The organism is Nitrospinota bacterium (assembly GCA_016235255.1).
GTDB lineage: Bacteria > Nitrospinota_A > UBA7883 > UBA7883 > JACRLM01 > JACRLM01.
The window spans coordinates 1-13,143 of record JACRLM010000015.1; the positions used below are offsets into that span (position 1 = coordinate 1).

General features: G+C 55.0%; 16 protein-coding genes and 1 tRNA gene. 11 read left to right on the top strand and 6 right to left on the bottom strand.

Going from position 1 to position 13,143, the window contains the following annotated elements; translation table 11 throughout:
* The first annotated feature begins 175 nt into the window (after positions 1–175).
* From HZB29_01675 to HZB29_01725, 11 genes are all read left to right on the top strand, one after another.
* Positions 176–562, top strand: a complete 387-nt coding sequence (locus HZB29_01675; protein MBI5814301.1) for a hypothetical protein — start codon at positions 176–178, stop codon at positions 560–562.
* Between the two features lie 426 nt (positions 563–988).
* A complete protein-coding gene (locus tag HZB29_01680) occupies positions 989–2,407 on the top strand; it encodes a FliO/MopB family protein (GenBank protein MBI5814302.1) in 1,419 nt (472 codons plus the stop codon).
* Between the two features lie 38 nt (positions 2,408–2,445).
* The gene (gene fliP / locus HZB29_01685; protein MBI5814303.1) at positions 2,446–3,183 is read left to right on the top strand and encodes a flagellar type III secretion system pore protein FliP; all 738 of its coding nucleotides are present in this window, start codon (positions 2,446–2,448) and stop codon (positions 3,181–3,183) included.
* Positions 3,184–3,199: 16 nt separating this feature from the next.
* A complete protein-coding gene (fliQ, locus tag HZB29_01690; protein MBI5814304.1) occupies positions 3,200–3,469 on the top strand; it encodes a flagellar biosynthesis protein FliQ in 270 nt (89 codons plus the stop codon).
* Positions 3,470–3,475: 6 nt separating this feature from the next.
* Positions 3,476–4,258, top strand: a complete 783-nt coding sequence (gene fliR / locus HZB29_01695) for a flagellar biosynthetic protein FliR (GenBank protein MBI5814305.1) — start codon at positions 3,476–3,478, stop codon at positions 4,256–4,258.
* 20 nt (positions 4,259–4,278) lie between these two features.
* Positions 4,279–5,349 carry a flagellar biosynthesis protein FlhB gene (gene flhB / locus HZB29_01700; GenBank protein ID MBI5814306.1) on the top strand — a complete coding sequence of 357 codons (1,071 nt, stop codon included), beginning with the start codon at positions 4,279–4,281 and terminating at the stop codon, positions 5,347–5,349.
* A gap of 131 nt (positions 5,350–5,480) precedes the next feature.
* The gene (gene flhA / locus HZB29_01705) at positions 5,481–7,559 is read left to right on the top strand and encodes a flagellar biosynthesis protein FlhA (protein MBI5814307.1); all 2,079 of its coding nucleotides are present in this window, start codon (positions 5,481–5,483) and stop codon (positions 7,557–7,559) included.
* A 1-nt stretch (position 7,560) separates the two neighbouring features.
* Positions 7,561–8,805, top strand: a complete 1,245-nt coding sequence (gene flhF / locus HZB29_01710) for a flagellar biosynthesis protein FlhF (protein MBI5814308.1) — start codon at positions 7,561–7,563, stop codon at positions 8,803–8,805.
* Between the two features lie 115 nt (positions 8,806–8,920).
* Positions 8,921–9,694 (top strand): MinD/ParA family protein, encoded by a 774-nt coding sequence (locus HZB29_01715; GenBank protein MBI5814309.1) that lies wholly within the window; start codon positions 8,921–8,923, stop codon positions 9,692–9,694.
* Positions 9,695–9,768: 74 nt separating this feature from the next.
* Positions 9,769–10,038, top strand: a complete 270-nt coding sequence (locus HZB29_01720; protein ID MBI5814310.1) for a hypothetical protein — start codon at positions 9,769–9,771, stop codon at positions 10,036–10,038.
* Positions 10,039–10,119: 81 nt separating this feature from the next.
* Complete coding sequence (locus tag HZB29_01725) at positions 10,120–10,911, top strand: FliA/WhiG family RNA polymerase sigma factor (protein MBI5814311.1); 792 nt, start codon at positions 10,120–10,122, stop codon at positions 10,909–10,911.
* A gap of 6 nt (positions 10,912–10,917) precedes the next feature.
* Here HZB29_01725 and HZB29_01730 read toward each other — a convergent pair whose 3' ends face one another.
* The 6 genes from HZB29_01730 to HZB29_01755 form a co-directional block, all read right to left on the bottom strand.
* Positions 10,918–11,184 (bottom strand): helix-hairpin-helix domain-containing protein, encoded by a 267-nt coding sequence (locus HZB29_01730; protein ID MBI5814312.1) that lies wholly within the window; start codon positions 11,182–11,184, stop codon positions 10,918–10,920.
* Complete coding sequence (locus HZB29_01735; protein MBI5814313.1) at positions 11,181–11,411, bottom strand: YdeI/OmpD-associated family protein; 231 nt, start codon at positions 11,409–11,411, stop codon at positions 11,181–11,183. The genes HZB29_01730 and HZB29_01735 overlap by 4 nt, the downstream gene beginning before the upstream one ends.
* Before the next feature lie 19 nt (positions 11,412–11,430).
* Positions 11,431–11,516, bottom strand: a tRNA-Ser gene (locus tag HZB29_01740).
* Positions 11,517–11,654: 138 nt separating this feature from the next.
* Positions 11,655–12,266, bottom strand: a complete 612-nt coding sequence (locus tag HZB29_01745; protein MBI5814314.1) for a flagellar brake protein — start codon at positions 12,264–12,266, stop codon at positions 11,655–11,657.
* Positions 12,267–12,272: 6 nt separating this feature from the next.
* Positions 12,273–12,887: a PilZ domain-containing protein gene (locus HZB29_01750; GenBank protein MBI5814315.1), complete on the bottom strand. Its 615-nt coding sequence runs from the start codon at positions 12,885–12,887 to the stop codon at positions 12,273–12,275.
* A gap of 67 nt (positions 12,888–12,954) precedes the next feature.
* A complete protein-coding gene (locus HZB29_01755; protein ID MBI5814316.1) occupies positions 12,955–13,095 on the bottom strand; it encodes a hypothetical protein in 141 nt (46 codons plus the stop codon).
* Positions 13,096–13,143: the final 48 nt, after the last annotated feature.

A 13,143-nucleotide genomic window follows, 5' to 3' on the forward strand; every position in this document is an offset into this window, starting at 1 on the left:
AAATCCATTCTTCCCTTGCCAGTTTTCCCGTTACCGTTTACTCTTTTCATGTGACCTCCTTGCTTTCCGTTGTTTTCGTTCAAAAACATGGTAGCAGGTGAGGTCATACCTTCGTTTCAACTAAGTTTAGGACACTTTCAGAAAAACTGTTTGTGAACAAACATCAAAGCTAGGTTTGCGAATAAAGCCTGATGATTTAAAAACCAAATTACATGAAATCATAGAAGTACTTAGAATCCACTTTGATGGAGATAGAGTCAAAAATATTGAGCCTAGATTATTTCAATACATTGGCAACGAAGAGCAAGCTTTTGTTATTAAGTATAAGGCGCTATGGGAAAAAACAGCCAAATTAATGGCTGCAATTGAATTGCATAACGACGAAATTCGCGCAAGAACCCTAAAAAACACCCATCCATTAAACATGCAAATTCATTTGGAAAACGGTGTGTCCAATGGCGTTCTTGTGGCTAGAACCGAGAAGGAATGCGCAGATCTTGTAATTGGTTTTTTAACATGCAATTTAAAATTTAATGTAGAATTAGAGAAAGATTCAGAATAATAAACCAATAGCTACAGTGCTTCGCGACTGTATAACTAATTCGCGATTTAGAGTTGTAACTAGCGACGAATGCCTTACCAACTCATTTTGGAACTTCTATTTAGGGGAAAAAGGAGAATCTAATGAGTAAATCTCAGATCCAAACAACGTCCAGGATAATCCGTTCTGAAATAACGCAAGAACAGGAATTTTCATTATCCTATCCCATACCTTCATCGAAAGATGTTGATGATATTTTAAAGAAGTTGAAGGAGTTGTCTAGGATAACCATTCCCGCTTTAAAGAAATCCATGGTGAAATAACCGTCAATTCTCCCCTCACTTTTTCTTGGCACAACCCTTGCTCTACCTGTATGCGAACGCATTAACATGGGTTCAAAGCGTCAAATTATCCGCGCTTTGGCCCATAAAGGGTGGAGAAGGAACAGTGAAAAAGTTATTAATCATCGCCGTGTCGGTTTTCATGACGCTTGTGTTCGCGTCCAAAGCTCACGCCGGGACCGATATTTCGCGTCTGGTCCGGCTGGAGAGCGTTATGGCCGAGCAGGGGGACGACGGCGAGCGGGTGACCTTGAAATTCGCAAAGGACTGGCGGAGCAAACCGCGCCCTTCCTTTTATCCCAAGTCCATACAGATGGACGTGGAAGGGGCGTATATCTCCCCCGCCAAGCGGGAGTTCAAGCTTAAAGGAAAACTTTTCACCAGCGCCACAGTGTCGCAGGTGGCGGCCAACACCGTCCGTGTGCGGCTTTTCATGAAAGGCGATCCGCGGAACTATTCGGGCAATTGGACCGGATCGGCCTCCGGCGACAAGATGATACTGGATATATTCAAGGATCGCTCCGCCATGGAAAGTGAAAACCTGGCCGCAAAATCCATAAAGGAAAAAGAGGCCGCGGCCCCGGCCCCGGTGGTGAAAGAAACGCCGCTGGCAAAGTCCGAGGCGCCGGCGATGGCCGAAAAGGCTGTCGAGTCCGTTAATGAATCAGCGTCAAAACCGGCCGCATCCGCCGCCGTTTCGCATGCTTCGGCAATTGTGGAAGACAAATCGGTAAAATCTTTCGGCTTCCTGGCAAAACCGGCGCTGGCGGCAGAGAAATCGGCGGTATGGAGCGCCCAGGGGACCGCGCCGGGGACCACGCAGGGAACCGGGCAGAACAGCGGCAAGAGCTTCTTGAACTACGAAGATCCGAAAGTCCCGGAGGCCCCCAGCATGACCGGGATGGCGGTGAAGATGGTGGCGTCACTGGCGCTGGTGCTAAGCCTTGTGTTCGCCCTTTCGTGGGTGGCCAAAAAATATATGGGCAAATTCGGCGGAGCCTTCGGAAGTGGCGGGGTGGTGAAAATCCTCGCGTCCGGCTCCATCGGGATGAAAAAACAGATAGCGGTGGTGGACGTGGCCGGCGAGGTGATCGTGCTGGGCATATCCGGCGACAACATCACAATGCTCACCACAATAGAGGACCAGGAATCCGCCGACAGGCTTCGCAGGGGCTCCGGTACCGGAACTTCCGGAAGCGTTGGCGGCGGCATGGGCATGTCTGGCGGCCCGAAGGCCAATTCACCCGCCGGAGCGCTTCAAAAGGCGCTGGAGGCGTTGAGGATCGGCAAGGTGAAGACTGCTCCGGAGATTCCTCCGGCCATAATTGACGAAGAGGATCCCGACACCTTCGCGGGGAGCCTGGCCGGGATCACCGGGAGGCAGGTGGCGGACAAATACGCGTCGGCCCGCACCGGCAGGATAGAGGTGAAGGGCGAGGAAGAAAGCCGCATAAGCCGGGAGGACCTGCTCAAAAAGGTCACCGGCGCCATAAAGGCCAGGAACGGCTCTATGAGGCTTGCGTGATAAAAATGAAAAAAGCGGGATTCTGGGCGGCCGTGGCGATGGTCTCGGCCGCCGCCGTGTTGCTGATAGCCCCGGACGCTTATGCCCAGGGGGGCGGGGGTTTCCCGTCGCTCAACGTTTCGCTGGAGGAAAGCGCCGAGCCGGCCAAGGTGGCCACGGGCATCAAGGTGATGGTGCTGCTCACGGTGCTCTCCCTGGCCCCGTCCATATTCATATCGCTCACCTCGTTCGTGCGGATCATCGTGGTCATGCACTTTTTGCGGCAGGCCATCGGCACCCAGACGGCCCCGCCAAACCAGGTGATCGCCGCGCTGGCCATGTTCCTTACATTTTTTGTGATGCAGCCTGTGTTCTCGAAAATGTATTACGACTCCTTCGTCCCATACACGCAGGAAAAGATAAGCACACAGGCCGCCTACGACAAGGCCATATCGCCGCTGCGCACTTTCATGCTCAACCAGACCAGGGAAAAAGACCTGGCGTTGTTCGTGGAAATGGCGAAGCTGGAACGGCCGCAGACCATAGAAGACGTGCCGACATACGTGGTGATCCCGGCGTTCATCATCTCGGAGATGAGGACGTCGTTCACGATAGGGTTCCTGATATACATCCCGTTCCTGGTGCTGGACATGGTGATAGCCTCCGTGCTCATGTCCATGGGCATGATGATGCTGCCGCCTGTGATGATCTCGCTTCCGTTCAAGCTGATGCTGTTCGTGCTGGTGGACGGATGGTACCTGATGGCCGGGTCGCTGATGAAAAGCTTCGTGATGTGAAAGGGAAAACGGCATGATAACCCCGGATTTCATAGTAAGTTTCTCCGCCGAGGCGCTGAAGATGGCCCTGCTCATCGCCGCCCCCATGCTGGGGTTCGGCCTGGTGATCGGCGTGCTCATATCCATGTTCCAGGCGGTCACCTCCATACAGGAAATGACGCTCACGTTCATTCCGAAAATACTGGCCGTCATGTTCTCGATCCTGGTGTTCTTCCCGTGGATGATCGAGATGATGATCAACTACACCGCCAAGGTGATAATAAACATCCCGATGTACGTAAGGTGACCGGCCATGCCCGATCTTTTCCCGGTCAACATCGAGTGGTTCCAGGCGTACCTTCTGGTCTTCACCCGCATTTCCACCACCATCGCCTTCATGCCTGTTCTGGGCGGGGCCGGGATACCAAACACCGTCAAGGCCGGCCTTTCCGCTCTGGCGGCGGGGATCATTTTCCCGTTTGTGGACAAATCTCCGGTGAGCATGGACGTGGACATGGCTGTGATGGCCGTGATGGTGGCCGGCGAGGCGCTCATCGGGATAGCCACGGCGTTCATGGTGAACCTGGTGCTTTCGATGGTGCAGCTGGCGGGGAGCATAATAGACTTCCAGGTGGGATTTGGCATAGTCAACGTGGTGGACCCGCTTTCCGGCGCCCAGGTGTCGGTCACCACGCAGCTTATGAACATCATCACCACCCTTGTGTTCCTTTCCATCAACGCCCACCACATGATCCTTTCCGGGATAGCCGGAAGCTTCGGGCTTATCCCCCTGGGGGGCGCGCATATCACGGAGGGGCTGGGCCATCTGATTATAAACGCCATGGGTGGGATATTCGTCTCCGCGGCGCAGATAGCCGCCCCCGTCACCATCACGCTTCTCATACAGCAGGCGGCCATGGGAATAGTGGCCAGGACCGTGCCGCAGATAAACATTTTCGTCGTCGGTTTCCCCTTCACGATTTCCATCGGGCTTCTGACCATCGCTTTCACGCTTCCGGCGTTCAGCCTTTACATGGAACGGACTTTCGTAAAGCTGGGCTCCACGCTGGAAACAATGATAACGCTGATGCGTTGACCGGAAGGGGGTGATGACAGGTGGCGGCTGAAGACCAGGATTCACGAACAGAGGACCCTACCCAGCGGAAAATAGATAAGGCCCGGGAAAAGGGCTCCGTGGCCAAGAGCATGGAGGTGAACACCATAATAATCCTCGGGACGGGGATTATTTACTTCACTTTCTTCGGAATTGGCTTTATGAACAACATACTCCAGCTGTGGAGGGAGTACTTCGCCGCGTCCGCCCAATACACGCTCACCGAGGACTCCGCCCTCCACCTGGCCGATTTCACGCTTCGCCAGCTTTTCTACATCCTGGCGCCGCTCCTGTTTTCCGTGGCCGTGGCGAGCATCGCGGCCAACTACTGGCAGAACGACGGCTTTCTTTTCTCCTTCGAGCCTCTTATGCCAAAGCTCAACAAGCTTAATCCCCTCAATGGAATGAAAAGATTCGTTTCCGTGGAAGGGTTCATAAATCTGGCCAAGTCGCTGGCCAAGCTTGCCGTTGTGGGCACGGCCGTTTATTTGGCGATGGCCGGCCAGTGGCAGAATGTGGCCGCGTTCATGGAATTGCCCGTGGAACAGACTCTCCAGATGATAGGCCACGAAGCCTTCATACTGTTCAGCAAGGTTGCCTTCGCCCTGGCTTTCATTGCGGGCGCCGATTACACCTACCAGAAATACCAGTACACCAAAAACCTGAAAATGACCAAGCAGGAAGTCAAAGACGAACGCAAGGACATGGAAGGCAACCCGGAGATAAAGGCCAAGATAAAGCAGAAACAATTCGAATTCTTCCGCAGGCGCATGATGGCCGAAGTGCCCAAGGCGGAGGTCATAATCACTAACCCCACCCATCTCTCCATCGCCCTGCGCTATAACCGGATGAGCGATCCCGCTCCAGTGGTAATAGCCAAGGGGGCCGGCCTGATAGCGCTGAAAATCCGGGAGGTCGCAAAAGAAAATAACATTCCCATCATGGAAAACAAGCCGTTGGCACAAACATTGTTTAAGACAGTGGATATGGGAGACGTAATACCGGAAACACTGTACAAAGCAGTGGCCGAAATTCTGGCTTACGTCTATAAGATTAAGAGAAAGGCAATGTAATTTAAGGCGTTATGGACCCAAAGCTGGTGGGCGTGAGCAAACCGGCGGACAGGTAAATGACGCCAAACATTTGACGATGGCCGTCAAAATGCCGGTTTCGCCGGTTTTTTGACGCCAAATTTGGAGACAAAATGGCTGCAACGGCGGAATCGAGGATGAAGGCCGTTTCCTCAAACGCGGACATAGGCCTTGCCATAGGCATTGTCGGCGTATTGATAGTGATGGTCATCCCCATCCCTTCGATACTGCTGGACTTTTTGCTGGCCGGGTCCATAACCACCGCCCTTGTCATTCTCCTTGTGGCCGTTTACCTTAAGAGCCCGCTGGACTTCTCCGTTTTCCCGTCCATGCTTCTTGTCACCACCATATACAGGCTGTCGCTCAACGTGGCCACCACAAGGCTTGTCCTGCTTCACGGAAACGAAGGAACGGAAGCGGCCGGAAAGGTGATCGAGGCCTTCGGCCAATTCGTCGTGGGCGGCAACTATGTCGTGGGCATAGTCATATTCGTTATCCTTGTCATCATCAATTACAAGGTCATAACCTCCGGCTCCACCCGCACGGCGGAAGTGGCGGCCCGGTTCACCTTGGACGCGATGCCCGGCAAGCAGATGAGCATAGACGCCGACCTTAACGCGGGGCTTATCACAGAACCTGAGGCCAGGGGCAGGCGCAAGGCGCTAGAGGACGAGGCCAACTTCTACGGGGCCATGGACGGCGCACTGAAATTCGTGCGCGGCGACGCCGTGGCCGGCATCATCATCGCCGTTGTGAACATCACGGCCGGGTTTGCCATCGGCGTCCTGCAGCAGGGGATGACAATCTCCGACGCCGCCCAGGTTTACACCATACTGACCATCGGCGACGGCTTGGTGTCCCAGCTACCCACCCTGCTCATATCCACAGCCTCCGGCATAGTGGTGACAAGGGCTGTCAGCTCCTCGAACCTGGGCCAGGAGTTGGTCGAGCAGATCATGGTCAATCCGAGGGCCTTTGCGATCGCCTCCGGATTCTTGCTTCTGCTGGCGGTGGTTCCGGGGATGCCGACCCTGGCGTTCATCGGCCTTGGGGGCGTGGCGGGGCTTATGTCGTACACACAATTCCAGGTGGAAACCACCGCCAAGGACACGGAAAAGAAAGACGCGGAAAAAGCCGCCGCCGCCCCGGCTCCGGAGAAGGTGGAAGCGCTCCTTCCGCTGGACACTCTGGAGCTGGAGATCGGCTACGAACTTATACCGCTGGTGGACACTTCGCAGGATGGCGAGCTTCTGGAACGGATAAAGTCGCTGCGGCGGCAATTCGCGCTGGAGATGGGAATCATCGTCCCCCCCATGCATATCCGGGACAACCTGCAGTTAAAGTCCAACGAGTACTCCATCCTGGTAAAGGGGGTGGAAGTGGCGCGCGGCGAGCTGTGGATGAACCATTACCTGGCCATAGACCCGGGCACCGGCGTCACAAAGGCTCCGGGGGTGGAGACTGTGGACCCGACCTTCGGCATGCCCGCGCTGTGGGTGACCGAAGCGAACAAGGAAAGGGCCAGGATGAACGGCTACACGGTGGTGGACACGGCGACTGTCATCACCACGCACATAAAGGAAATCATACGCAAGGGGCTAAACGAGCTTCTGGGCAGGCAGGAGACCCAGAACCTAATCGACACCTTCAAGGAGACCAACCCGAAGGTGGTGGAAGAGCTCATCCCTTCCATGCTTTCCCTCGGCCAGGTGCAGAAAGTGCTCCAGAACCTTCTGCGCGAGCAGGTTTCGATCCGCGACCTGCATACGATCCTCGAAACGCTGGCGGACTGGGCTTCCGTCACCAAGGACACGGACGTGCTCACCGAATACGTGCGCGCCGCCCTGGCCAGGCAGATATGCAAGGCGCTGCGTTCGCCTGACGGGACGCTGTCGGTGGTCACGCTCGACCCGTCGCTGGAAGAGACCGTGGCAAAGTCGATCAAGCGGACCGAGCACGGGTCCTACCTGGCGCTCGATCCGATACTGGCGCAGAAGCTTGTGGACGGGCTGCGGGGGCAGATCAACAAGTTTGATATGGTCAACGCCAATCCGTCCGTCCTGTCCGGCCCGGCGACGCGCATGCATCTGCGGCGGCTGACGGAGCGGTTCATCCCGAACCTCAACGTTCTTTCACATAACGAGATTTCGATGGACACTAAGCTTTCAAACCTTGCGATCGTAAAGGTGTGACATGGGCAACATGCAGGTAAAACGCTACGAGGCAATGGACATGGGCGAGGCCCTCCGCATGATAAAGGGGGACCTGGGGCCCGAAGCTGTGATCCTCACCACGCGGCAGTTGAAAAAGGGAAACGGCGCGTTCGGGATTTTCGCAAGGCCTGTGATCGAGGTCACAGCGGCGCTTCCCGCGGCTCCGAAGGTGAAAGGCCGGCTCAGCCGTTCGTCCATCGAAATGGAAAGGCCCGTCGGCGCCATGGTGGACACCAGGACCATACTGGAAGGGACCGCCGCGGTGATGGAGCCTTTATGGGACGGGCTGGATGATATCCGCAAGTACCTGGCGGCCATCGCCACCAAGGAAGAGAGCCAAAACGGCGGAGCCGGAAAGATCGAGGACGAAGTGCGCGAGCTTAAGTCCATGATCTACCATCTGCTCGACCAGGCGGCCGCCGACAAGGAACGCCACCTTGGCAGAAGCTATCTTGCCCTGTCGCGGATACTTAAAGACAAGGGGGTGGCCACCGAATACGCCCAGAACCTGATAAATGAAATAAAGGACAACTCGCGTGACGGCGAACCGGACCTTAAAACACTCATCCACGTCGTCGCCACCCGGATGCGCGACACTTTGACGTTCGGCGGCGCCATAACGCCACCTTCGCAAGGTGAGGGAAAACCCCGCGTGGTGGCTTTCGCCGGACCCACGGGAGTGGGCAAGACCACCACCATCGCCAAAATAGCCGCCAAACTTTCTCTGGAAGGGGCGAAGGTGGGGCTTGTGACAATTGACACGTTCCGCGTGGCGGCGGTGGAGCAATTGAAGATTTACGCGAAAATACTGAATATCCCGTTGGACGTAGTTTTGACGCCCAACGATTTGGGCCGATCTTTGCATATGTACAAGGGGATGGACATCGTATTAATTGACACCGCCGGAAGGTCGCAAAGGGATTTGGAGCAGATAGACGAATTGCGCAAATTTCTGGAACAGAATCCGGCAATCGAGTCGCGGCTGGTGCTTTCGGCGGCCGCTTCCGAAAAGCAGATGGAGGAGACGTGGAAAAACTTCTCTTCGATATCTCTGGCGGGGCTGGTGTTCACCAAGCTCGACGAGGCGGCAAGCCTGGGCGCGGTGTTCAACCAGCAGTTGAAAACAGGGCTTCCGATATCGTATTTCACCACCGGGCAGCGCGTTCCGGAGGACATAGAGGAAGCCACGGCGAAAAGGTTGATAAACGGGCTTTTCAAGCCTTAAGGATAACTTTTTAGGAGACTGGACAATGGATCAGGCTGAAGGTTTGAGGCGCTTGGCGAAAGGACAGCCGGCGCGTACACCGGCGCCGGCGCGTGGCCTTGGAAGACTGCGCGGGATGGCTGTGGCGTCGGGTAAAGGGGGCGTGGGCAAGACCAACACGGTGGCCAACATCGCCTTCGCATTAAGAGGACTTGGCAAAAGAGTCCTTGTTTTTGACGCGGACATGGGCCTTGGCAACATACATATCCTGCTGGGCATGGCGCCAAAATATAATATCCAGCACGTCATCTCCGGCGAGAAGACCATGCAGGAGATCATAATCAAGGGCCCCGGCGGGGTGGATGTCCTGCCTGCAGGCTCCGGCCATCGCAAGTATAGCGAGCTTAACGGCGAGGAAATGCTCGTCCTCAAAGCGGAGCTTGAAGCGCTCGAAGACAGCTACGACTACATACTTTTTGACATCGGCGCCGGAATCTCGGCCAATGTCATGTATTTCTGCTCCGCCGCCAGCGAAGTGGCGGTGCTGACAAACACCGAGCCGACCTCCTTCGCAGACGCCTATGCGTTGATGAAGATACTCTCCCGCGATTACGGCCAGAAGGACTTCAAACTGATCGTCAACAGCGTGGCGGGAAAGCGGGACGCGCAGATCGTCCACGACAGGCTCGAACGGGTGGCCGACCGGTTCAACCTGAACATCAGGATCGAGCTTTTAGGCTATATACATCAGGATGAAAGCGTGCCCAAGGCTGTGCGCGAGCAGCGCCTTTTCGCCGACCGTTATCCGGGTTGCAAGGCGGCCGAGTGCGTGCGCGACATCGCCAGAAAACTGTCGGAAGAGGCGGTGGAGACCTTTGGCGTGGGCTGGGAGAAGGTGTTTGCGGTATGACCGGTGCGGCATTCACCGGTATGGCCGGTGACGCCGCCGGGAGCATATAACCCTATGGATGACCGGATGGCGCTATGAAAGACTTTTCAAAAAAATTCGCCACGTCAATGGCGGCTGCGGCGTTCGGCATATCTGGTTTTATATCCATGTACTACGGCTCGCTTATCACCACCTCTCTGACAAGAGCCCTTATCGCCGGGGCCTTGTTTTTTGTCCTGGGGAGGATTTTCGCCATCATACTTTATGATGGGCCGGTGATCACCCCCGCCGAAGAAATGAAAGCGCTGGCGCCTCATGAGGCGCAAACAGCACAGAAGCCGGGCAAACAGGCGGCCCGGAGGTGAATTTTATAACTGATCCGAGGCGCTTTACATAATAGGCCGCAAACTTTATAATCATTTGATTGACCTGATCAAAGGCTCTTAATGAAGAAGAACTTTTACTCCGCGCCTCCCGTAGGGGGGGTCAAGCTTGGCACGCCAGAGGCGGACAAGCTGATTTTGGAGTATTCACCCCTCATCAAATACATAGCGCACAGGCTGGCCGTCCGCCTCCCTCCGCATGTGGAGCTGGACGACTTGATGAGCTCCGGGGTCATAGGGCTTATCGACGCCATAGAAAAATTCAACCCGGACAAGGACACGCAGTTCAAGACATACGCCGAAATACGCATCCGCGGCGCTATGCTGGACGAACTGCGCTCGCAGGATTGGGTCCCGCGCTCCGTGCGCCAGAAAGCATCTTCGCTGGCTCAGGTTTACGCGAAGCTGGAGCAGGAACTTGGCCGCCCGGCGGAAGATGACGAAGTTGCCAAGTCCATGAACATATCCATGGAAGAGTTTTACGACCTTCTGCACCAGGCCGCCGGCCAGGCGATTCTTTCCATCGAAGACCTGGGGGGTGTGGACAAGGACGGCGAAAAGCGGGACATCATGGAAGTTCTCGCCGGTACGAAAGAGACCGACCCGGCCACGCTGGCCCGCATAGAGGAAATCCGCACCATCATCGCCAAGGCGATAGACCTGTTGCCGGAAAAAGAACGCCTGCTCGTTTCTCTGTATTACTACGAAGAACTGACGATGAAGGAAATCGGCGAGGTGCTTGGGATCACGGAATCCCGTGTATCGCAGATACACACCAAGGCGGTGATCCGCCTGCGGTCCAAGCTATTGAAATTCATACATGACAGGGATGACCTGGACATGGAGGATGAGTAATCCAGCCTAGTTTTTATCCTTCCAGTTCCACCACTTCAAAAGTTCCTGATCGTGTTTTTCGTGCGACGCGAAATATACCGCGCACCTGAAAACGTACAGCATGCACCGGTCCACACGGAATCCCATTTGCCCGCACAATTTTGAATAAAGCTTTTCCGGATTTTTGCCTTTAAGGTCGGCCACCTTGCGGACCCCCATTGCGTATAAATCTTCCGCGATGCTTTTGCCGACGCCTGGTATGCGCCTTAACTCACGCAATGATTTTTCTTTCATGACGCCACCGGTTTGGCCGGATGCCTTGAGCCCCATTCGGAAACTTTTCCGATAACACTTGCGATCCTTTTTGCGCGGGTCTGAGGTTTGATGGCCGATTCAACCCACTCCACGTATTCGGACTGGCAAGAAGGTTTCATTCTCTGGAAAGTGGCCAGCAGGCCGGCTTTTGGTTTTAACGCCATGGCAAGGTCTGCGGGAACTTTCGCGCCTTTTTTGGTTTTCATTTTTGGCAAAAGGTTGTTTTGGCGGAGGGGGAGGGATTCGAACCCCCGGAGCTTTCACTCAGTGGTTTTCAAGACCACCGCCTTAAACCGCTCGGCCACCCCTCCGGTTATTTTTTTACGTTATTTATATCATATTACCGGAGACGCATTCCGTCATCCGGAAACAGCTTTACGGTTATCAGGGAGCGCGGCCTCGTATGGGCACGGCGCGCCGTGCCCTTGCAACAAAACACCCTGATCGAGCTAGAAAAGCTGTTCGGCCATCAAAAGGTAATATGATTTAACCGGGTTGATGGCGTCGCCGTCTGAATTGAAGGAAAGGCCTACCATCCACCGTCCTTCCTTTTTCGTGACGCTGCGGGCGACGCACGGCAGCGCATCCACTTTTTCCCCGGACGGGAGCGTGAAGCTTATGTTGAAAGTCTTGTCCTGGGCGATGCCTTCCTGATCGGTGGTGAAAAGCCCTCCCCCTTCGCTTAAGTCGAGCAAGGCGCCTGCGATAGCGGCCCCGGAAGAATCCAGAGTGGCCGGCATGAAAGTGGTTATCCTCTTGCTTTTGCGCAGTCCCACAACCTGTATGTCGTCCGGATACTTCATCACCCAAAGGGAGATTGGGGCGCCGTACTGCTTGATCAACTGCGCCTCGAATCCATATACGTGCCCTTCGAAAATGAACCGCACGATATAGACCAGCCCGGTGGGGGCCACAACGGTCTTGCCTTTCGTCAAGGGCGCTTCAAGCAGAACGTACTTGAAATCATGGTAGCCGCGCAGGGCCGAAAGGTATTTGGTCTGGTCAATCTGTATCTGGCAGCGTTCGCCCACCGGAATCCTTATTGCGCTTGCCGCCGACATACCCGATCAGCCTTTCAAATACACGCGAAGCTGGCTCAAAAACCGTTCAAAGGCCTCTTTCCCGGCTCCCTCGTTTATGTCCAGCGCGCCGCCAAGCTGCCATTTGCCCTTTAATTCGTCCACGCGCTTTGTCACGAACGGAATATCCTTGAAAATCTGCCCCCCGGGAAATCCACCTGCGAGCAACAACCGGTCGTTCACATTCACGGGCTTGGATGAAATAAGCTGGCATCCGTTCTGGCTTAAATCTATGACGATTCCCGGGAAATCAACCTGACTCTCCTTGATCACCGCTGTGATTGTAACAGGCAGGGACACTTTGAACCGCTCTTCTTCCCGGACGGAGGTGTCCACGATCTCATCGGGATACTCGATCAACAAAAGGTTAAGTTCTGGAAGGGTGGCGAACATGGCCGCCATGAATCCATAGTATTTACCCTCCTCGAACAACCTGCAAACAATCGGCGTGGGATCCTTTACCTTCCACCTGCCATCCGGAGCGTCCACGAGGATATACACCCCGTCTTTCCATCCGCGTATATGCGTGTCCGCGGAAAGTGGCGCGCGCTCCATATGCATCTCGACACCGACGGCAATGGCGCTGATTTTCTTGATAACCATATGATTGTTCAATTTTTGCGAAATCACGAGTCAATCCCTTTTTTAGTTGAAACTCCCGGCATGACCGTCACGCCGCTTTCACCATTATCTTCCCCGCCAGAACCTGTTTCATGATTTCACGCAGTTCCGGCAGGTGTTTATAACCGCTCACTTTCCTCAACCTGGGCTCGATCTCCATTAACGCGGCGGCGACCCATCTCTGCCGCATATTGCTGTTCCGCCACCGGCATACCCTGCCGGTGTACATCCCCAACTG

Coding starts and splice junctions, on each gene's coding strand:
- fliP (MBI5814303.1), top strand. CDS start 2,446: ATGGTCTCGGCCGCCGCCGTGTTGCTGATAGCCCCGGACGCTTATGCC.
- fliR (MBI5814305.1), top strand. CDS start 3,476: ATGCCCGATCTTTTCCCGGTCAACATCGAGTGGTTCCAGGCGTACCTT.
- flhA (MBI5814307.1), top strand. CDS start 5,481: ATGGCTGCAACGGCGGAATCGAGGATGAAGGCCGTTTCCTCAAACGCG.
- flhF (MBI5814308.1), top strand. CDS start 7,561: ATGGGCAACATGCAGGTAAAACGCTACGAGGCAATGGACATGGGCGAG.
- HZB29_01715 (MBI5814309.1), top strand. CDS start 8,921: ATGGCTGTGGCGTCGGGTAAAGGGGGCGTGGGCAAGACCAACACGGTG.
- HZB29_01720 (MBI5814310.1), top strand. CDS start 9,769: ATGAAAGACTTTTCAAAAAAATTCGCCACGTCAATGGCGGCTGCGGCG.
- HZB29_01725 (MBI5814311.1), top strand. CDS start 10,120: ATGAAGAAGAACTTTTACTCCGCGCCTCCCGTAGGGGGGGTCAAGCTT.
- HZB29_01730 (MBI5814312.1), bottom strand. CDS start 11,184: ATGAAAGAAAAATCATTGCGTGAGTTAAGGCGCATACCAGGCGTCGGC.
- HZB29_01735 (MBI5814313.1), bottom strand. CDS start 11,411: ATGAAAACCAAAAAAGGCGCGAAAGTTCCCGCAGACCTTGCCATGGCG.
- HZB29_01745 (MBI5814314.1), bottom strand. CDS start 12,266: ATGTCGGCGGCAAGCGCAATAAGGATTCCGGTGGGCGAACGCTGCCAG.
- HZB29_01750 (MBI5814315.1), bottom strand. CDS start 12,887: ATGGTTATCAAGAAAATCAGCGCCATTGCCGTCGGTGTCGAGATGCAT.
- HZB29_01755 (MBI5814316.1), bottom strand. CDS start 13,095: ATGCGGCAGAGATGGGTCGCCGCCGCGTTAATGGAGATCGAGCCCAGG.